This is a genomic window from Catenovulum agarivorans YM01, assembly GCF_000281085.1.
GTDB classification, from domain to species: Bacteria; Pseudomonadota; Gammaproteobacteria; order Enterobacterales; family Alteromonadaceae; genus Catenovulum; species Catenovulum agarivorans.
Map to the genome: position 1 here is coordinate 16769 of NZ_JH767523.1, position 18910 is coordinate 35678.

An 18910-nucleotide genomic window follows, 5' to 3' on the forward strand; every position below is an offset into this window, starting at 1 on the left:
TTTGTCTAAATTGCAGATTAAACCTGAATTAAAAGCCATTAGCTGGAAAAATCCGATTCACTTTTTAGCTTTGGGTTTTGGCTCTGGTTTAGCACCAATTGCGCCTGGTACTTTTGGTACAGTTGCGGCTATTCCGGTTTATTTGTTATTGGCTTTTACACCTAACTGGTTTTTTCTAGCGTCCATTATCGCCTTTGCAATCGCAGGTTTTTACATTTGTGGTTATACAGCCAATAGTTTAAAAACACATGATCACCCAGCAATTGTTTGGGATGAAGTTGTAGGTTATTTAATTACTGTGTTTGCGATGCCGTTTAATTGGCAGACTGTGGTGGTGGGTTTTATTCTATTTCGCATATTTGACATTTTAAAACCTTGGCCAATTAGATGGTTGGATAAATTTGTGCATGGCGGTATTGGCATTATGTTGGATGATATAGTGGCGGGTTTATTTGCCTGGGTGTGTTTATTTGCTTTGTATCATTATGGATGGTTATTGTAGCTCCGAATTTAGCTATGGAGGCAAGGGGTAATTTAGAGCAAAACCTCTTTTTCATGGATGAAAAAGCGGAGCGTACAAGGACGTATTTACAGCGTTTTTGCGAAAATTATCCCTTGCCTTCATGGCGTAGAAGTGGAAATAAACTGGGAATTTAGCTGTGGTTGTTAAGGGATGATTTAGAGCAAAACCTCTTTTTCATGGATGAAAAAGCAGAGCGTACAAGGATGTATTTACAGCGTTTTTGCGAAAATTATCCCTTAATGACCATGGCGTAGAGGCAGAAATAGGTAGGGGATTTATGTTAGAAGCAATTGATTATACAAGTGATAATGCTGCACAAGAATTTGCAAGATCGCTTAAAGAAATAGGTTTTGCGGTTTTAAAAAATCATCCTTTAGAAAAAACGCAAGTCACCCATTTATATCAACAATGGCAAGGGTTTTATAGCTCAGAAGCTAAGTTTGATTATGCTTTTAATAAAGATCGCCAAGATGGTTTTTTCTCAACCGAAAAAGCCGAAACAGCCAAAGGCGCCTCAGTCAAAGACATCAAAGAATACTTCCATTTTTACCCTTGGGGTCAATGCCCAGAAAACCTTAAACCGGATACGCTTAAATACTACCAACAAGCTAACCAACTTGCCTGTACTTTGTTAACTTGGGTTGAGCAATATACACCAGCGCATATAACAGATAAGCTCAGTGAGCCGTTGTCGAATATGATACTTGACTCAGATATGACTATGCTGCGCATTTTGCACTATCCACCTTTTGCCGGTACAGAGGCACAAGGAGCTATTCGTGCCGCAGCACATGAAGATATCAATTTACTCACCATTTTGCCCGCTGCGACTCAATCTGGCTTGCAGGTAAAAGACAAAAACGGTCACTGGTTGGATGTACCAGCAGAATTCGGTTATTTAATTATTAATACTGGCGATATGTTACAAGAAGCTTGTGAACATTATTACCCATCAACCACACATAGAGTGGTAAACCCAACGGGTGAAGCAACTACTCAATCACGTATATCCATGCCATTGTTTTTACATGCAAGGCCTGATGTGGTTTTATCTGAAAGATATACAGCAGGAAGTTATTTAAAACAAAGATTAAAAGAGTTAGGTGTAGAGTAAAAAAAGGCCAGTAAACTGGCCGGGTGAGAGGTGCAAATGCACTAAAAACTGGGTGCTTATATCAAGTGATGGGCAACAAACTTACCTGATACAGAAATCATTTTAGGGGCCTACGAACTTGATTTGGCTCTGCTATAACCTAACAACTAAAGTAGCTAAGCGGCTTGTTTTGCTGTGTTTGTTTTGGCCTGGCTATCCGCTTTAACCTGGCTATCCGCTTTAACCAATAGGGTATTACAGTTATTTTGTGCTCCTAAAGCAATGAGCGTTTGATATTGTAAGCTGCTGCATTCATCTACCCAGCCAACTACAGTGCTGCATTTACCAGCCTTAACTGCTTTGATGATGGTTTCTATCGCTTTAGTTTTATTTTGGTGGATAACCAACATTTTATTTAACTGCACGCCCATTTCTTCTAGCTCTTGGCGTGAAGGCATACTCTGTGGCGCTACTACACACAACCAACGTTTATTTTCTTGAATGCGGGCTACTTTTTGCCAAAAGCGTTTAGTCACTGTTTCCGCTTGGTTGTCGCTGGTTGCACACATTTGAATTGGTTGGTTTGGTTTAATCGCGATAAAAGTTTTCATAGCAGCACCTGTTTTCTTATCCAGTAAAGTGTATGGATATACAGTATACTGATGTTTTATACAGGTCAACTACTGGTTAATTAAACAGGTATAATTAATTTTTATATATTTATTTTATTTGTATCTATAGCTTGATTTTATTGGCTTGAGGGCAGGGGCTAGGTAAGTAAATCTCGGATACAAAAAAGGCGAGTTAAACTCGCCTGTTTTATTTACTTAAACTACTGTATGTCCAGCTGTATTTGGGGGATTTATAAAGGATTAAATACATATTGCTCTAGTTGCGCATCAGCAACTTCGCTGCCGTCACGCTCTTGGCGAATACGCACTAATAAATATCCTAGCTTAGGGGCTAACCAAAATTCAGTGACGCGATCACTACTGTCGTCTCTAATACGTTGCAATTTTACTGTTTCGATTTTGCCTGCTGGCACTTCGATCACTTCTTCGCCAACCACTTTAAAATGATAAAGTTTATCTTTCTTCTTATGGTTGACTAGGTAATAGATCATTTCTTGTTTACCAGCGGCTAGATCTAGTTTTAGCTGTAACTGATAACTGACTTCATCGTACCACTGGATATCTGATGCTACTTCAATCTTTTTGTCGGTTTCAACATCAAGCACTTGACCGTTGCTAAAGTCGAGTGTGGTGCTTTTATCACTGCCAGTGCCTTCGCGCTTAAATAAATAACGCAGAGGTTTTACTTGCTGTTGATTAACAACTAACTCTGAAGTTTCGCGTCTGTGGTCGCTTAAAATAAGGAGAGATAAATCGGAAAAATATGAGAAGGTAAAGCGGTTTTCACCAATTTGTGATAACTGTCGTTTAGCACTGCCTAAATTCAGTCGGCCTTTTGATACCTTATATTTGGCGGTAAAAGGCGTCAGCGCTTGAGTTTCAACAGCTTGAGCCGATGCATTAAAGGCTAATGCACAGGCGATAACACACAAAATTGATAAACCACTAATTCTCTTCAACATACTGTATCCCGGTTGCCGGTAAAACTTTATCGTCTAACCAAGCTGCTCCATTTTGCATGGTTAATTTACCTTTACAGAACCAATCTACCACGAGTGGGTAAATGATATGTTCTTTTTTATGTATGCGCTGTGCAAGTGTCTCAGCTGTATCGTCTGAGGTTACATCAATACTTGCTTGGCACACAACAGGCCCACCATCTAGCTCTTCGGTGACAAAGTGCACGCTCACGCCGTGTTGTTTGTCGCCAGCATCTAATGCTCTTTGGTGAGTATTCAATCCTTGGTACTTAGGCAGCAAAGATGGATGAATGTTCAACATTTTACCAACAAATTTTTGCACAAAGTTTGCCGTTAAAATTCGCATAAAACCAGCAAGTACTACTAAATCTGGTTGATGGCTTTCAATGAGTTTAGCCAGCTCAATGTCGTATTCTTCGCGGCTAGCAAAAGATTTATGACTTAATGTGTGGGTAGGAATGTTGGCGTTTTCAGCTCTAACTAAACCGTAAGCGTCCGCTTTGTTTGAGATGACGGCTGAAATGCGGCCATCAATTTGGCCGCTTTCACATGCATCAATTAAAGCTTGTAGGTTAGAACCACTGCCAGATATCAATACAACAAAATTTTTTGACACTGTTAGATCATCTCAACTTGTTCTTCTTCGTCAGCCGCTTCACTAACGTGACCAATAATCCAAGCTTTTTCACCAGACTGGCGTAGGCTTACTAGTGCAGCTTCCGCATCATCTTCGTGCACAGAGATAATTAAACCAACACCACAGTTAAAAGTGCGAAGCATTTCGTGCGTTTCAACATTACCAGCTTGTTGTAACCATTTGAATACTTCAGGCCATTGCCAGCTTTTCGCATCAATCACAGCTTTAGTGTTTTCAGGTAATACGCGAGGAATGTTTTCCCAGAAACCACCACCAGTAATGTGCGAAATAGCACTTACTTTGACGCTTTCTAACAACTTAAGTACAGACTTAACATAAATGCGCGTAGGTTCCATTAAGTGGTCTTTTAACGGTTTTCCTGCTAGTGGTGCATTTAAGTCAGCATTTGATACTTCTAAAATTTTACGGATAAGTGAATAACCGTTTGAGTGTGGACCAGATGAAGCTAATGCGATTAACTTGTTGCCTGGTTGAACACGTGTGCCATCAATAACTTCACTTTCTTCAACAACACCAACACAGAAACCTGCGATGTCGTAGTCTTCAGAGTCGTACATGCCTGGCATTTCAGCAGTTTCACCACCAATTAATGCACAGTTTGATTGTTTACAACCTTCGCCAATACCAGAAACAACAGATGCAGCAATATCTACATCTAATTTACCAGTTGCGTAGTAGTCTAAGAAAAATAATGGCTCTGCACCTTGTACGATAAGGTCATTTACACACATAGCAACTAGGTCGATGCCTACTGTATCGTGATAGTTCAAATCAATTGCTAGTCTCAATTTAGTACCAACACCATCTGTACCTGAAACCAAAAGTGGTTTTTTGTACTTTTCTGGCATTCTACATAAAGCACCAAATCCACCTATGTTACCCATAACTTCTGGGCGGCGGGTTGCTTTAGTTACACCTTTAATTCGATTAACTAATTCATTACCAGCGTCGATATCAACACCAGCGTCTTTATAACTCAAAGAGGTTTTTTGATCGGCCACAGTGGCTCCTAGAGACTAAACAGTAGAACTTAATGGCGATATTGTACCAAGTATGGATGAAGAATATAAAGCTTTGCTCTAATTTATTTTTCGCATTTTGTTTGTGAATGCCGCCTATGCTTGGTTGATTTAGGTGTAAACGTTATACTTAGACGCAAAATTTTCTTCATGCAGGCAAAAACATGACTATTCAAAACAAAATTCAGGCTATTTCAGCGATTAAATTATCAGATACAAAAAGTTATTTTGGGGAAGCTCATCAAGCCCTTCCACTATTAGTTATCGATTCGCCATTATGTTACGCGACCATTTGTTTGCAAGGTGCACATTTAATTGAGTTTGCAGCCAAAGACAAAGCACCTTTGTTATGGGCAAGTCCAAAGGCCGAATATAAAGAAGGCAAAGCTATTCGTGGTGGTGTGCCAATCTGTTTCCCTTGGTTTGGTGAAAACCAACTAGATAAATCTAAACCTGGCCATGGTTTTGTTCGTAATAAAATTTGGCAATTAGATAGTGCAAAAGAATTATCTGATGGGCGCATTAGCTTAACTTTTTCGATTGAATCAGATGAAGATTCGTTGACATTATTCCCATACGAATTTAATGCGCAGTTCCAGATTGTTTTAGGCAATGAAATTGAACTTAAATTGGCTACCCAAAACTGCTCAGAGCAAATTATGCCAATTAGTTTTGCATTACATAGTTATCATCCGGTATCTGAGTTGAGCGAAGTAAAAGTGGAAGGTTTACACTTCACTACTTATTTAGATAACACCAGTCAATACCAAGCGAATATCCAACAAGGTGATGTGGTGTTTGACGGTGAGGTAGACCGTTTATACCTGAATGTAGGCAATGAACAAATTATTCGCACCCAAACGCCAATTGCGTTGCGCAGTGATACTTGTAACAGTGCAATTGTTTGGAATCCAGCAGCGAAAAAAGCGGCTGCGACAGCGGATTTAGGTGAAGAAAACTATCCGAGTTTTGTTTGTGTTGAACGTGGTAACGCGTTTTCAGATAGCTGGTATTTAACGCCAGGTGAAATTAAACAAGCTAGTTTAGTGATTGATTATGCCGAATAAACTCAGTGCTCTGTTAATTGACCATGACGGCACTTTAGTTAATTCAGAACCAGCCCAGTTTGAAATTTGGCAAAATATTCTAGCTGAATATCAAATAGACTATACCTTCGAGGATTTTATTCCTCGAATTGGTATACCCGGCAATATTACGGCTGAGTATTTAGTTGCGCTATATAATTTACCAATAGCACCAGACAAACTTGCGTTAATCAAAGAGCAACAGACAGATTTATACCTACAGAACAAGGCATTTCCTTTGATGCCGGGGATTCTGGAGATTATTCACTGGGCTAAGGAGCAGGGGCTTAAACTTGCTGTTGTTTCTGGTGCGGAGCGTGCAAGTGTCTTGCGAAGTTTGCAGCATCATAATTTATCTGAATTGATAGATTGTGTGGTGGCTGGTGGTGATACTGACAAAAATAAACCTGATCCTATGCCGTATTTAACCGCTTTACAGCACTTGGACTTAACGGCTGAGCAAGCTGTAGCTTTGGAAGACTCGGCAGGCGGGATTCAATCGGCGGTTGATGCAGGTTTATGTTGTTTGGCCATCAAACACACTTTTACCTCTGTAGCTAAGTTGCAGCAAGCGAGCGAAATATTTGAATCGCATGCGGATATTTTAGCTAGGCTTAAATTATCCTGAGATCAAGCTATTCAAGCTCTAATAACAAGCGGTTGGAGTGTTTTACCGCATTCCAACCTTGTTTGAATTCAGGCACACTGAAAAAAAGCTCATCAAAACTGCCATCTTGCTCGGCTCGTCGTAAACCCGTTAGTAGCCTTTCGGCTAACACTTTATCTTGGTGATTAACAAAAAAGTGGTAGTCGGCGTTATAGCGTAATAATAACTTTTCTTCTAACTGAAAGGGCGCAAACTCAGCTTGTTCTAACTCTCGCCAAACTTCATATGCTCCGCGGGCAAAATAGTCGCCACGACGTAATTTAAACATTTTAATTAAGTCACCGGTATCGATTGAGGTGACGACGGGCAATTGATGGCGTTTGAAGATAATAGTGTCTTGCCAATGGCTACCGGATACAGCGGTAAATTTACTTAAGTCTTCGATACTTTTTACTTGATTAAATTTTTCTTGCTCGCCTTTATGGATAACTAAAAAGCGATATTCATTTAACTTTTTGACTAAACTAAATTTTATCGCTTTGAGTTGTTGTTCGCGTTTTTTTGCTGGTAGTGCTCCAAAGTACACGTATGTAACGGCCATCAGCGAGAAACTGGCGCATACGTTGTTTGGGACCAATCCATGGCTGCTCATACATATGATAAGGGCCGTGAGAATCAACTGTTTTATCTAGTGCAAGTTTAAGTAATTCTGGAAAATAGTCAGTCCGTAAGTAGGGGACTTGTAATACATTATCAATAACGTAATGTGCAGGTGTAAAGTTCCCTTGTGCGACACTGTTGATGGGCACAGATAGGGTTAAAGCCAGTAGAAGTTTGAAAGCAGCTATAATTCTCATCCCTTTAATTATGCTGCCTTTTGTTCGAGTTACAAGTGATGCTATTAATTTTTAACAGGCCCAGTACTTTGGCGCACTATCAACTCTAGTGGCAGTACAGTTAATTGCTCGGCTACAGACTTGTTGAGTATTTGATGTAGCTGCAACATCGCAATACGGCCTAGCTCTGCTACAGGTTGGCGAACTGTTGTTAAAGTAGGGGTTATGTAAGATGCATAACGAATATCGTCAAAGCCGACAAGAGAGATATCATTCGGTATATCATAGCCGTTTTCTTTTAAAACTTTGCTCGAGCCTATCGCCATGTCATCACAAAAACAAAAAATAGCAGTTGGACGATTTTTTAACAGCAAAAGTTTTTCCGTTTCATTTACCCCTGAATCTAACTGGTAGTCACCTTCACAAACGAGTTGTTCATCATAGGCAATACCTGCATTAAACAAGGTATCTTTATATCCACGTAAACGCTCTTGAGTACTATTGGTATCAAACGGACCTGTAATAACAGCAATGCGCTTATGGCCTAGATCAATAAGGTGTTGTGTTGCCTGACAAGCTCCCGAGTAGTTGTCTACTAATACTTTGGGTAGTTCGTCATGTTCAGTCGCTTCGCTGGCGTTGACCAAAGGCGGAATTTGCTCGAGCACAGTTTTATTTGGGTCTAGATCAAACGGAAGTTTATGCGAAAAGAGAATAATGCCATCAGCCTGGCCGTATTCAGCCATTTCAGCATATTGTTTTGCGCGCGCTTCGTCATTTTGTGTATCGCCTAACAAAACAGAGTAGCCGAGCTTTTGTGCTTGTTGCTCAATCGCACAAATTATCCCAGAGTTAAATGGGTCGGTCACATCCGGAATAATTACTACAACATTGCCACTTCTATGTGTACGTAAACTCGCGCCCAGTTTATTCGGTTTATAACCAGACTCATCTATCGCTTTTTGTACTTTTTTGCGTGTGTCTTCTGAAACTATTTCAGGATTTCGCAAAGTTCGTGAAACTGTTGCAATTGAAACGCCTGCAAGCGCTGCAATTTGTTTGATACCCATTCTGGCCATGAAAAACTTTCCTAAAAGTCGCTCGATTTGGCTATTTTACAGAAAACGTTTTCCAAATTGAATACTAATTCAACATAATCTCAATTCACTTGGGTTATAAACGTTTTAATATCCGGAATTCAGGTTACATACGTATTCAACTTGAGCATTTAGGCAAGATGCCTAAACTAACAAACATTACACGAGTTCAAGAGTGGTCTAACGCTTTGAGTTTGCTGTAATGTGCTTGAGTTTGTTTATCTGTCTTATGGGAAGCCGACAGGTTTAGATGGTTAAACAAACAGAGTATAAGCTCCCATGTTATAGCCTTATGTTGCTAACGCCCTATTACCAGTTTTTGACGGTTCTGTAATAGGGCGCTTTTTCGCTTACGGATTTTACTTTCTGCCTAACTGCATTGTTGCTGTTGGTTCGGAGATATCGCAGTTACCTTGCCATCAGTAGATAAATATACCGTGACCATTTGTGCTTGTTGCAGTTTAGCTAAAAACTGCTGTTGCTCTTGTCTATCAAGTTTATTCGCATAAAACTTCTGAACTTTTGTCTCTTTATCACAAAAATGAATAACTAACTGTTCACCTGAAACTCGGATTTGTGCCGCCACGGCATAAACAATCGAGTTAGGTTTTTGCATATATTGGCTCTGATAGGCAAATAAATGCTGATTAAACCCTTCTGATAAAGTTAAACTTTCAGCCGTTGCCGATTGTATAAATGCTTCTAGTTGCGCTATTTCTTTGGCTATAACAACTTGGTCGGCGGGCAAGTCGTTTATTGGGGTTAACTGCACAACACTGCTAGAGTAGTCGCTTGTCGGCGATGAGTTTAAGTTTTGTGACCATTGGATCATATCTACTGTTAAGACAGCAACTAATACTGCAGCCGCTATCGCCAACCATTGTTTTTGCATTGGCCGTTTTCTAACTTCTTTATCCGTTGCTTGTAAAATACGTTGGGTTAAAAGCTCATCATTCGGTAGTTGCTGCTTACTTTGTTGATAGAGTTTTTTTAATTTTTGTTCATCAGAATTATGTAAATCATTCATCATTTTTCTCCGCCAATAAACCTTGCAATTTTTGTTTGGCATATCGGATGCGGGTTTTCACTGTTTCAATTGGGTATTGGGTGATTTGCGCAATTTCACTGAGGCTAAATCCTTCAAACTGTAAACTGATAGCTTCGCGCTGCTCTATAGGTAATTGGTTAAATGCTTGGCGAAAATCTCGAATTTGCTGCTGATGGGCTAATTCATCAGTTGATGGCACAAGTTTGTCAGAAACCAATTCACTCAACTCATTGGTGTTGTCAGCCTTGTTTTTGCGCAACTCATCTATCATTAAGTTTCGCGCAATTTGATACAACCAAGCTCTAAACTCGCCTTGAGATTGATACTTGTGTTTGTTTTCTATTACTTTTAACCAAGTTTTTTGCGTAACATCGGCTGCAAGCTCACAAGATATCTGGTGGCTCAAAAATTTATACAGCTCATCCTGATGACGTTTGACCAGAATATGCAACCATTTAGCTTGGCCAGTATCAACAAATAGCTTCATTTCATCTTTACTGCCGCTTGCTAGCGGCAGTAAAGTTTTAAGTGCTTGTGTTATCAATTGTAATTATTTCCCTAGCTACTTGGCTAATGTGAAGTCTAGTTTAACGCTTAAACCCGATTGAGTTTTAGCTTGGCCTTCAACAAATTGAGGTTTATATTTCCAACCAGCTAAAGCTTTTGCGGCTGAACGATCAAATATTCTACGCGGCTCAGATTCTAGCACTTTTACGTTGATTACTTCACCCGTAGGGCTGATATCAAAACTTAATTTAACCCAACCTTCAATTCCATCTCTAGCCGCAATTGCTGGGTATTTAGGGTCAATGCGCACTATTGGAGTGGCTTGAGTATTACCTTGGCCAGTAAAAGTAATTGTATCACCTATGGTTGGCTCGATTACTGGAGTTTGCACAGTTAAAGTTGGATTGCCAATCGCATTAACCGGATCTGCAATATTTTTAGGTGGTAAAGGTGGTACTTTTAGCTCTGGCGGTGGTGGTAATTTAACCGGTTTGGTGATCACTTTAGTTTCTGGTTTTGGCATAACAAAAGGGCCAATGGGCACATAGGTCATTTGCTCTATTGGTGCATCAGGCGCTCGCACCAACAACTCCATAGTAACAAACAAGCCAAAGCTGATAAGTGCCCCTGATAAAACTATGCTAATCATTTTACTTATTTGCTGGGTTATTTGTGGGTTAGGTCTAACACTGGTAAAAGCTAGAGTATGCATAAATTATCCTCAGTTATTTTAATGATTCACTATTGATAACGGGATAAAACCTAAAATGGGGTTAAAAAAATTAAAAATTTGTTTAAACATCAATATTTACTATTCAATCACTTATTAATAAGAGCTATGATATAGTTAACTTTGTATGAGATTTGGTTCACATCTTAGTTAAATTGACACATCGTTTTTTTGTAAGTCAGGTTAGGATACCCTGAAAACAAAAGGCAAAAATTTGACTGTATACATATAAATGTCGTTTTAGGATGGTGTAATTGGGTCACTATCTTTCATAAACAACACCCGTTTTTAATAAAATGGTTAAGGATATTCACTATGAAAAAATCATTTAAACTAGCAACTTTAACTGCAGCTATGTTGTGTTCAGCAAACGCTTTGGCTAATGATTTAGCAAAAGAGCAGCTATACGTAACTGGCGGCGCAAATATGTTCTTATTCGATACTGACGTACATAACGTAGACAACGGTGCAATTGGCCCTTGGTTAGGTTTAGGTTATCAAATCGACAAAGAGTGGGCTGTTGAAGTTAATTACAACATGGCTAGCACTGAAACTGATACTGCTTTAGCAGTTGACACAGACGTAAGTTTATTGTCTGTAAACGGTGTTTACCGCTATGCGCCAGTTGGCGAAAATAGCTTGTTGGCAAAAGCTGGTTTAGGCCAATATAAATTAGATGCTGGTACTTTAGGTTCAGAAAGCAAAGTCGCTATTCGCGCAGGTGCTGGTTATGAATATTTCATTCAACCTCAATTATCTGCAACTTTCTTCTGGGACTTATTGGTTTCTTTTGATTCTACATTAATCGAATCTATGCCTAGCATTGGTTTGAAATATCAATTTGGTCAAGCAAGCAGTAAGCCTGCTAAAAAAGAAACTACTAAATCAGTTGCACCAGCAGCCCCTGCTAAACCTGCTGTTATGGATGCAGACGCTGATGGTGTAGCAGATAGTTCTGATATGTGTGCCAATACACCAACTGGTGTTCGTGTAAATAGTCAAGGTTGTCCTTTTGACCGTGATGCTGATGGCGTTTACGATTATTTAGATGAATGTCCAATGACGCCAGAAGGCGCTAAAGTTATGGACAATGGCTGTAAAGAAGAATTAGCTGAGACAGTTTCTATTCAACTTTACATCACTTTCCCAAATAACAGCAGTGTTATTCCAGCTGAATATGACTCTGAAATGAAGAAAGTAGCGGATTTCTTACGCCAGTACCCAGATACATCAGTGCAATTAGTTGGTCACACTGATTCAACTGGTTCTGCTGCCTACAACCAAATGTTATCTGAAAAACGTGCTGCACGTGTTGCTGCTCACTTAATCAATAAATTTGGTGTTGATTCTGCTCGTGTAACTTCTAAAGGTGAAGGCGAGTCTAGCCCAATCGCAGACAACTCAACTGCAGAAGGCCGTAAGCAAAACCGTCGTGTAACAGCGGAAATTTCTGCTAACTAATTATCAATTGGTTTAGCTAAGATAACAAAAGCCGACGTCAGTCGGCTTTTTTGATCTAGCTTGATGCCAGCCTGCCAAAAATGTGCACTATTTGTGGTAATAAAAATACCAAAATAATGCATCAGCTCTAGTCATCGCTACGCTTCTCTTGCATGTTTTGTTTTATTATTCTGAATTTTAAAGGTTTTTTAATTTTGGTTTGGGACTTGCATCAGTAGGTCTGTAATGAAAATTTGTTAGGCATTGTAGCCCGTAGTTGATAGTTGCTTTATTGCAGATATCACTACGGGCTTTTTTTTGCACAAATTTTGACTCTACAGCCACCGGAGCAAAATTAGAATGAAAGATCCTATTATCGTTATTGGTACTGGACCTGTTGGTTTGCGCTTTGTAGCAGAAGCACGCAAACATTTACCAGGTACACAAATAAAACTATTTGGTAATGAACCTTGGACGCCTTATAACAGGGTTAAACTTTCTTCTTTATTAGCCAATGATTTAGGTTGGGACGAACTTAAAAGTCACGAGTGGAGTAGCATTGAAGCGGATGATGCGGTTACACCATTCCTCAACTGCGCTATCCTTGATATAGATGCTGCTAACAAGACGGTTACCGATGTAACTGGCATTGTACATAAATATAGTGAGTTAATTTTAGCAGTCGGCTCTCGTCCATATATTCCAAATATTCCCGGTAAAGACTTGTCAGGTGTCTATTCGTTTCGCGATATGAATGACGTACAGGCATTGCTTGCTCGTACTGTGCGTGCTCGGCATGTTTGTGTGCTAGGTGGCGGTTTACTCGGTCTCGAAACTGCCAAAGCTTTGCGAAAGTTTAACACCCAAATTACCGTGGTGCAGCGTGCTAATCATTTAATGAACAATCAACTTGATGAAGTCGCTGGTTTAATGCTGCAACAAAGTGTTGAGCACATGAGTATTAATGTTGAATGTGGTCAAGGTGTTATTGAAATACTCGGAGAAGAGCGGGTTGAAGCAATCAAGCTACAAGATGGCAAAGTGATTGACTGCGACACTGTGGTATTTGCGGCAGGTATAGTACCTAACAAGGAGTTAGCGTTTAATTATGGCATTAATGTTGGTCGAGCAATTAAGGTTGATCATCACCTGCGTACCAATCAGCCAAACGTATATGCAATAGGTGAGTGTGCAGAATATCAAAATGTCACTTACGGCTTGGTTGCTCCAGGTTTTGAACAAGCGGCTGTTTTGGCCGCATTTTTATCAGGGCAGCCCGCAGCTTATTTAGGCAGTACCACAGCTACAGAGTTAAAAGTGGTTGGTGAACAGGTATTTTCAGTCGGTGAAGTTGAAAAGCCACGCAGACCAAGAACTGACGAATGGGTTTATCAAGACGGTGAAACGTACCGCAAAATTGTCATTGAAAGTGGCAAAATTATTGGTGCACAAGCGATTGGGCAATGGAGTGAATCGCGCCGAGTACAAGAGCACATTGTTGCCGGTAGAGCAATTTGGCCTTGGCATTTATGGAAATTCAAACAAACAGGTGAACTGTTCAGCAATAGCGATTCAGGTGTTATGGATTGGCCGGATGAAGCTTTGGTGTGCCAATGTATGGCTGTGCCTAAATCTAGCATTCTTGGTTGTGTTAATGCATTTCAAGATTGCTCGCAAGCCAAAGTCAGTGCAGAAACTGGTGCGGGTACAGTTTGTGGTTCGTGTAAACCATTAATTGCTGAGCTGTGTGGTAGTCAAAATACCCAAGCAACTGAATATTGGAAGCCTTTATTACAAACCTCTCTTGCATCGCTAATCTTTTCATTTTTATTGATATTTATACCGGCGATTGCAGTCGCTCAATCAGTACAGGACTTTTCATTAGAGGTATTGTGGATTGACCCACTATACAAACAGATATCAGGTTTTACTTTATTAACTTTGTCGATATTTCTAGCGATTGTATCACTGCGCAAACGCATTAAAAAATTCCAGTGGCTGAGCTTTCCGGCCTGGCGCGTTATTCATTCCTCTTTAGCCATAGTCGCCTTGTTTGCGCTGTTATTGCACAGCGGTTTAAGTTTTGGTGTCAATTTAAATCAAGCATTGATGATTAGTTTTGTTGCAACCGCTGTACTTGGCATTGCGCTTGGCTCAGTTATTTCACTTGAACACAAATTATCTATTTCGCAAGCCAAGGTGTTACGTAAAGCAAGTTTGTGGGGGCACATACTGGCCGTTTGGCCGTTACCTGTGTTGCTGAGTTTTCACATTGTTTCTGTTTATTATTTTTAGTGGGTGAGCATTTTGAAGTCTATATCTTGGATAATTTGGATTTTTTCTAGCTTAGCATTAGCAGCTTATTTGCTGTTTGAGTTGGCTTGGTCTGAAGATAAATCAAGTTTTTTGATTGGTGAAGCTACTCATGGTCATCATCAAATAGAGCTTGCTTGCTCTACTTGCCACACTTCACCCTTTGGTGGAGGCGAGGTTATTCAAGATGCTTGTGTAAATTGTCACGCGCAAGAATTATCTATCGCTGAAGATTCCCACCCAAAAGCAAAATTTACCGATCCGCGTAATGCAGACAGACTCGCAGTATTGGACGCAACCCAATGTGTCACTTGTCATTTAGAGCATCAAAACGAACAAACAAGGGCTATGGGGGGCACGTTAGCTGATGATTTTTGTTGGCATTGTCACCAAGACATAGCCTCTGAAAGGCCAAGCCATGAAGGTATGGGATTTGAAACTTGTGCCAGTGCCGGTTGCCATAATTATCACGACAACAAAGCTTTATACGAAAACTTTTTAGTTAAACATGCAGGAGAAGCTGATTTATTTATGCCTGCTATGCGTCCGCTACGAGATGCTGTAACTGAATATTTAACTGACAATCCACAAACTAAAGCTTTAACAGTGGCGGATATCCAGCCGGTTGAAGCTCCAGCAGAAGTGTTTGAACACTGGCAAGCAAGTAGTCACGCAACCGTTGGTGTTGAGTGCCGCGACTGTCACCAAGCGAATAACTCTGACTGGCAGAAAAAACCAGCAATTCAGGTTTGTCAAAACTGCCATGAACAAGAATGGCAAGGCTTTAGCCAAAGCCATCATGGCATGCGTTTGTCAGATAAATTAAGCCAAAGCTTGTCTCCTATGACGCCAGCACAAGGTCGGCTGGTTTTCCAATCAGATAGTTTAGAAAAAGAAATGACCTGTTCTACTTGTCATGGACCACATGAGCTGGATTTACAAAAAGCAGCAAGCGAGTCCTGTTTGAGTTGCCATGCTGATGATCACAGTTTGGCATTTGAACAAAGCCCGCATGGTCAACTATGGCAGCAGGAGTTAGCCGGTGAAATTGCTCAGGGCGAAGGGGTCAGCTGCGCGACTTGCCATATGCCAGTTGTCGAGCAGGGCGGTAAACATGCAGTGTCCCACAACGTCAATGACAACTTAAGACCGAATGAAAAAATGTTGCGCTCAGTCTGTATGAACTGTCATGGATTGGCCTTTTCAATAGACGCTTTAGCCGATCAAGAATTAATTAAAAACAACTTTTTACACGCGCCTAGCTTACATATCAAAAGTATTGATATGGCAGTTGAGCGGGTGAAATAGATTTAACCAAGCCAACGAGGAAACCACTATGAAAAACACTTTAAAAATGACATTAGCTGCTTCAAGTATCGCTATTTTATCTGCTTGTGGAGGAGATAAAGACGCGGGTATTTCACCACAGCAATTTACAGATGCTTTGCATTTAGTAATGGACTCCGACCGCGCTGTATACACTAAAAAAGTAGTAGGTCGTTTAACCAAAGAGGAAAAAGTGATTAAAGCATCAGAACACTTTATGGATGACAAAGCGCTGCCTTTGCCAGCTCAGATGTTTCGTTTTGGTGCAGAAACTGTTGCTGAGAAAACCGACAAGTTCTCATATTCACTGCAGTCTTTATGGCCTATTAATAGCCAAAATGCACCAGTGACAGCTGTTGAAAAAGAAGGTTTACAGTTTATCGTGGATAATCCAGGGAAAAATTTCTATAAAGAAGAAACTTTAGGCGGCAAAACATACTTTACTGCAATTTACCCAGACGTTGCTGTTGCACCTGTTTGTGCCTCATGTCACAACGATCATAAAGATTCACCGAAAACAGACTTTAAAGTAGGTGATGTAATGGGTGGTGTGGTTATTCGTGTACCACTAAGTTAATTAAATTTCTCAGGCTCTGATGAGTAATGGAGTGAAGTTATGAAACTAGGCTCTTATTTATTTATTGGTGCTTCAGTACTACTATCAGCCTGCTCGGAATCGCCCGAGCAAGCAGCGTTAGCTGAAGGCCAAACAATTTGGCAAGGCACTTGTGCAGTTTGTCACGCACAGGGGTTAGCTGGCTCGCCACCTATAGGCAATAAAAGGATGTGGGCAAAAAGAATTGAAAAAGGACTGCCCGTGTTATTCGACCATGCTAAAAATGGTTTTGAAGGTGACACGGGTATAATGCCTGCACGTGGTGGCAATACTAGCCTGTCAGATATGCAGGTTGAACTTGCTGTTAAGTACATGGTGAGTCAAAGCCAATAATAAGGAAAATATTATGCAAGAAAATGCAGTTGAGTTAGTACAAAGTACTTTTGCTCAAGTCGCGCCAATTGCAGACAAAGCCGCTGCTATGTTTTATGCGCGTTTGTTTGAGATTGCACCCGAAGTAAGGCCTTTATTTAAGGCTGATTTAACCGAGCAGGGCGCTAAATTAATGCAGATGATTGGGACAGCCGTCGCAAGTTTGACAAATTTAGACGCTTTAGTGCCAGTAGCGCAGGATTTAGCCAAACGCCATATTGATTATGGCGTGACTAAAGCGCATTATGCTGTGGTTGGTGATGCGTTAATTTGGACACTCGAGCAAGGCTTAGGTGATGCCTTTACCGCAGAAGTTAAACAAGCTTGGGTAGACGTATATGGTTTGTTATCTTCTGTGATGATTGAAGCTGCATACGATTGAGCGATAAGACTTAGGAAGTGGAGACAATGGAGGGGCAAGACGCCCCTTTGTCATTTTTCTGTGTCAAAAAGTCAGGGTTGTAAGCTTTTAATATCCTTGGTATTCCATTCTTGCTAGGTTATCGAAGCGAGAGAATTGACCTAAGAAAGCAACATCTACATGGCCGATAGGACCATTACGTTGTTTACCTATGATAATTTCTGCTACGCCTTTACGCTCCGATTCTGGGTAATAAACTTCATCACGATAGATAAACATAATTAAGTCGGCATCCTGCTCGATAGAGCCTGATTCACGCAAATCTGAGTTAACCGGGCGTTTGTCTGCTCTTTGCTCCAAACTACGATTAAGCTGTGACAGGGCAACTACAGGTACTTGTAATTCTTTAGCCAGTGCTTTGAGTGAGCGGGAAATTTCGGCAATTTCTAACGTACGGTTATCAGATAAACCTGGTACTTGCATAAGCTGCAAGTAATCGACCATGATTAAACCAATACCACCTTTGTGATCTCGAGCGACACGACGCGCCCGTGAGCGTACTTCTGTTGGCGTTAGGCCAGACGAATCATCGATATAAATATTATTCTTCTCTGCCAACAAAGCCATAGTTGAAGAAATTCGCGCCCAATCTTCGTCTTCTAGTTTACCGGTACGAATACTGGTTTGATTAACTCGGCTAAGTGAAGCCAACATCCTCATCATGATTTGTTCTGCAGGCATCTCTAAGCTGAATACCAGCACGGCTTTGTCAAACGACATAGCGGCATTTTCACACAAGTTCATCGCAAAGGTTGTTTTACCCATTGATGGACGTGCCGCAACAATAATTAAATCTGATGGCTGTAAACCTGAGGTCATATCATTTAAATCGTTAAAACCTGTGGTTACACCCGTTACACCGTCGGCACCATTTTTCATCGCATCTTCAATACGAGTTATGGTTGAGGCAAGTACATCTTTTAATTGTTTTGGACCTTCGTTGGCGTTTGCTCGTGCTTCAGCAATTTTAAATACGCGGCTTTCCGCTAGATCTAATAATTCGCTACTACTGCGGCCTTGTGGGTCGTAACCAGCCTCGGCGATTTCATTGGCAACAGCAATCATTTCACGAATAACCGCACGCTCACGCACGATATCGGCATAAGCGGTAATGTTAGCGGCACTTGGTGTGTTGTCAGCTATTTCTGCAAGGTAAGCAAAACCACCAACTTCTTCTAATAATTTGGCTTGTTCTAGCGACTCTGACAGGGTAATTAAATCTATTGGCTGATGCTGTTCAACCAATTTAGCCATGTGCTCGAATACGGTTTTATTTGCGTGGTGATAAAAGTCTTGTGCGACTACACGTTCAGCAACTCTATCCCAAGCTTCGTTATCTAATAATAATCCACCAACAACAGATTGTTCTGCTTCTAATGAGTGAGGGGAAGATTTTATCTCTTCAACCGATTGAGTTGGCTTTTTTGCTTGCCAAGTAATATTTTGCGCCATCTTTATAATACCTTGTTGTTGAACATGCATTATGCCAAGAAAATGCCGCAGTTTGAATTGCTAGTTTCAAATGAGCTTGTCCGTATTTATTTACAGTTTTCTGAAGCAGCAAATTTTACTTTTGCGATTAAGTTGGCAATTCGCCAAGCTGTACT

21 protein-coding genes are annotated in these 18910 nt (G+C 40.5%); 10 read left to right on the forward strand and 11 right to left on the reverse strand.

Going from position 1 to position 18910, the window contains the following annotated elements; translation table 11 throughout:
* Position 1: 1 nt before the first annotated feature.
* Positions 2–502, forward strand: a complete 501-nt coding sequence (locus WSC_RS0104655) for a phosphatidylglycerophosphatase A family protein (RefSeq protein WP_237716287.1) — start codon at positions 2–4, stop codon at positions 500–502.
* Between the two features lie 298 nt (positions 503–800).
* A complete protein-coding gene (locus WSC_RS0104660; RefSeq protein WP_016954749.1) occupies positions 801–1637 on the forward strand; it encodes a 2OG-Fe(II) oxygenase family protein in 837 nt (278 codons plus the stop codon).
* A gap of 155 nt (positions 1638–1792) precedes the next feature.
* On the opposite strand, the gene WSC_RS0104665 is transcribed toward WSC_RS0104660, so the two are convergent.
* The 4 genes from WSC_RS0104665 to purM all read right to left on the reverse strand — a co-directional run bounded on the left by WSC_RS0104665 (position 1793) and on the right by purM (position 4887).
* Positions 1793–2227, reverse strand: coding sequence for a SulA-like leucine-rich domain-containing protein (locus tag WSC_RS0104665; protein WP_016954750.1), 435 nt, complete (start codon positions 2225–2227; stop codon positions 1793–1795).
* A 251-nt stretch (positions 2228–2478) separates the two neighbouring features.
* Positions 2479–3210, reverse strand: coding sequence for a DUF3108 domain-containing protein (locus tag WSC_RS0104670; protein ID WP_016954751.1), 732 nt, complete (start codon positions 3208–3210; stop codon positions 2479–2481).
* The gene (gene purN / locus WSC_RS0104675; protein WP_016954752.1) at positions 3194–3844 is read right to left on the reverse strand and encodes a phosphoribosylglycinamide formyltransferase; all 651 of its coding nucleotides are present in this window, start codon (positions 3842–3844) and stop codon (positions 3194–3196) included. Before purN ends, WSC_RS0104670 begins: the two co-directional genes overlap by 17 nt.
* Before the next feature lie 2 nt (positions 3845–3846).
* Positions 3847–4887, reverse strand: coding sequence for a phosphoribosylformylglycinamidine cyclo-ligase (purM, locus tag WSC_RS0104680; protein ID WP_016954753.1), 1041 nt, complete (start codon positions 4885–4887; stop codon positions 3847–3849).
* 182 nt (positions 4888–5069) lie between these two features.
* Between purM and WSC_RS0104685 the strand changes: the two genes are divergently transcribed.
* Both WSC_RS0104685 and WSC_RS0104690 read left to right on the forward strand, forming a co-directional pair.
* A complete protein-coding gene (locus WSC_RS0104685; RefSeq protein ID WP_016954754.1) occupies positions 5070–5972 on the forward strand; it encodes a D-hexose-6-phosphate mutarotase in 903 nt (300 codons plus the stop codon).
* Positions 5962–6618, forward strand: a complete 657-nt coding sequence (locus WSC_RS0104690) for an HAD family hydrolase (protein WP_016954755.1) — start codon at positions 5962–5964, stop codon at positions 6616–6618. The genes WSC_RS0104685 and WSC_RS0104690 overlap by 11 nt, the downstream gene beginning before the upstream one ends.
* 7 nt (positions 6619–6625) lie before the next feature.
* On the opposite strand, the gene WSC_RS0104695 is transcribed toward WSC_RS0104690, so the two are convergent.
* The 6 genes from WSC_RS0104695 to WSC_RS0104720 form a co-directional block, all read right to left on the reverse strand.
* Complete coding sequence (locus WSC_RS0104695; protein ID WP_169315457.1) at positions 6626–7183, reverse strand: hypothetical protein; 558 nt, start codon at positions 7181–7183, stop codon at positions 6626–6628.
* The gene (locus WSC_RS25010) at positions 7122–7454 is read right to left on the reverse strand and encodes a hypothetical protein (protein ID WP_169315458.1); all 333 of its coding nucleotides are present in this window, start codon (positions 7452–7454) and stop codon (positions 7122–7124) included. The genes WSC_RS0104695 and WSC_RS25010 overlap by 62 nt, the downstream gene beginning before the upstream one ends.
* A 44-nt stretch (positions 7455–7498) precedes the next feature.
* A complete protein-coding gene (locus tag WSC_RS0104705) occupies positions 7499–8512 on the reverse strand; it encodes a LacI family DNA-binding transcriptional regulator (RefSeq protein WP_016954757.1) in 1014 nt (337 codons plus the stop codon).
* 388 nt (positions 8513–8900) lie between these two features.
* Entirely contained in the window at positions 8901–9560 is a 660-nt protein-coding gene (locus WSC_RS0104710) for a hypothetical protein (RefSeq protein WP_157447187.1), read from the reverse strand.
* Positions 9550–10122, reverse strand: a complete 573-nt coding sequence (locus WSC_RS0104715) for an RNA polymerase sigma factor (protein WP_016954759.1) — start codon at positions 10120–10122, stop codon at positions 9550–9552. Before WSC_RS0104715 ends, WSC_RS0104710 begins: the two co-directional genes overlap by 11 nt.
* An 18-nt stretch (positions 10123–10140) precedes the next feature.
* A complete protein-coding gene (locus WSC_RS0104720) occupies positions 10141–10797 on the reverse strand; it encodes an energy transducer TonB (RefSeq protein ID WP_016954760.1) in 657 nt (218 codons plus the stop codon).
* A gap of 333 nt (positions 10798–11130) precedes the next feature.
* Between WSC_RS0104720 and WSC_RS0104725 the strand changes: the two genes are divergently transcribed.
* The 6 genes from WSC_RS0104725 (at position 11131) to WSC_RS0104755 (ending at position 17264) form a co-directional block, all read left to right on the forward strand.
* A complete protein-coding gene (locus tag WSC_RS0104725; protein WP_016954761.1) occupies positions 11131–12276 on the forward strand; it encodes an OmpA family protein in 1146 nt (381 codons plus the stop codon).
* A 339-nt stretch (positions 12277–12615) separates the two neighbouring features.
* Entirely contained in the window at positions 12616–14550 is a 1935-nt protein-coding gene (locus WSC_RS0104735; RefSeq protein WP_016954763.1) for an FAD-dependent oxidoreductase, read from the forward strand.
* 3 nt (positions 14551–14553) lie between these two features.
* A complete protein-coding gene (locus WSC_RS0104740) occupies positions 14554–15876 on the forward strand; it encodes an ammonia-forming cytochrome c nitrite reductase subunit c552 (protein WP_157447188.1) in 1323 nt (440 codons plus the stop codon).
* 28 nt (positions 15877–15904) lie between these two features.
* Complete coding sequence (locus WSC_RS0104745) at positions 15905–16471, forward strand: Tll0287-like domain-containing protein (RefSeq protein WP_016954765.1); 567 nt, start codon at positions 15905–15907, stop codon at positions 16469–16471.
* A gap of 39 nt (positions 16472–16510) precedes the next feature.
* Positions 16511–16843, forward strand: a complete 333-nt coding sequence (locus tag WSC_RS0104750; protein WP_016954766.1) for a c-type cytochrome — start codon at positions 16511–16513, stop codon at positions 16841–16843.
* 13 nt (positions 16844–16856) lie between these two features.
* Complete coding sequence (locus tag WSC_RS0104755; protein ID WP_016954767.1) at positions 16857–17264, forward strand: globin family protein; 408 nt, start codon at positions 16857–16859, stop codon at positions 17262–17264.
* A gap of 87 nt (positions 17265–17351) precedes the next feature.
* Here WSC_RS0104755 and dnaB read toward each other — a convergent pair whose 3' ends face one another.
* On the reverse strand, positions 17352–18755 hold the full coding sequence (gene dnaB, locus WSC_RS0104760) for a replicative DNA helicase (RefSeq protein WP_026016666.1): 1404 nt from the start codon (positions 18753–18755) through the stop codon (positions 17352–17354).
* Positions 18756–18910: the final 155 nt, after the last annotated feature.

Bases quoted from the DNA above. Each gene is read 5' to 3' on its own strand.
- WSC_RS0104660 (WP_016954749.1), top strand. From the start codon at position 801: ATGTTAGAAGCAATTGATTATACAAGTGATAATGCTGCACAAGAATTT.
- WSC_RS0104665 (WP_016954750.1), bottom strand. From the start codon at position 2,227: ATGAAAACTTTTATCGCGATTAAACCAAACCAACCAATTCAAATGTGT.
- WSC_RS0104670 (WP_016954751.1), bottom strand. From the start codon at position 3,210: ATGTTGAAGAGAATTAGTGGTTTATCAATTTTGTGTGTTATCGCCTGT.
- WSC_RS0104685 (WP_016954754.1), top strand. From the start codon at position 5,070: ATGACTATTCAAAACAAAATTCAGGCTATTTCAGCGATTAAATTATCA.
- WSC_RS0104690 (WP_016954755.1), top strand. From the start codon at position 5,962: ATGCCGAATAAACTCAGTGCTCTGTTAATTGACCATGACGGCACTTTA.
- WSC_RS25010 (WP_169315458.1), bottom strand. From the start codon at position 7,454: ATGAGAATTATAGCTGCTTTCAAACTTCTACTGGCTTTAACCCTATCT.
- WSC_RS0104705 (WP_016954757.1), bottom strand. From the start codon at position 8,512: ATGGCCAGAATGGGTATCAAACAAATTGCAGCGCTTGCAGGCGTTTCA.
- WSC_RS0104710 (WP_157447187.1), bottom strand. From the start codon at position 9,560: ATGATGAATGATTTACATAATTCTGATGAACAAAAATTAAAAAAACTC.
- WSC_RS0104720 (WP_016954760.1), bottom strand. From the start codon at position 10,797: ATGCATACTCTAGCTTTTACCAGTGTTAGACCTAACCCACAAATAACC.
- WSC_RS0104725 (WP_016954761.1), top strand. From the start codon at position 11,131: ATGAAAAAATCATTTAAACTAGCAACTTTAACTGCAGCTATGTTGTGT.
- WSC_RS0104735 (WP_016954763.1), top strand. From the start codon at position 12,616: ATGAAAGATCCTATTATCGTTATTGGTACTGGACCTGTTGGTTTGCGC.
- WSC_RS0104745 (WP_016954765.1), top strand. From the start codon at position 15,905: ATGAAAAACACTTTAAAAATGACATTAGCTGCTTCAAGTATCGCTATT.
- WSC_RS0104750 (WP_016954766.1), top strand. From the start codon at position 16,511: ATGAAACTAGGCTCTTATTTATTTATTGGTGCTTCAGTACTACTATCA.
- WSC_RS0104755 (WP_016954767.1), top strand. From the start codon at position 16,857: ATGCAAGAAAATGCAGTTGAGTTAGTACAAAGTACTTTTGCTCAAGTC.
- dnaB (WP_026016666.1), bottom strand. From the start codon at position 18,755: ATGGCGCAAAATATTACTTGGCAAGCAAAAAAGCCAACTCAATCGGTT.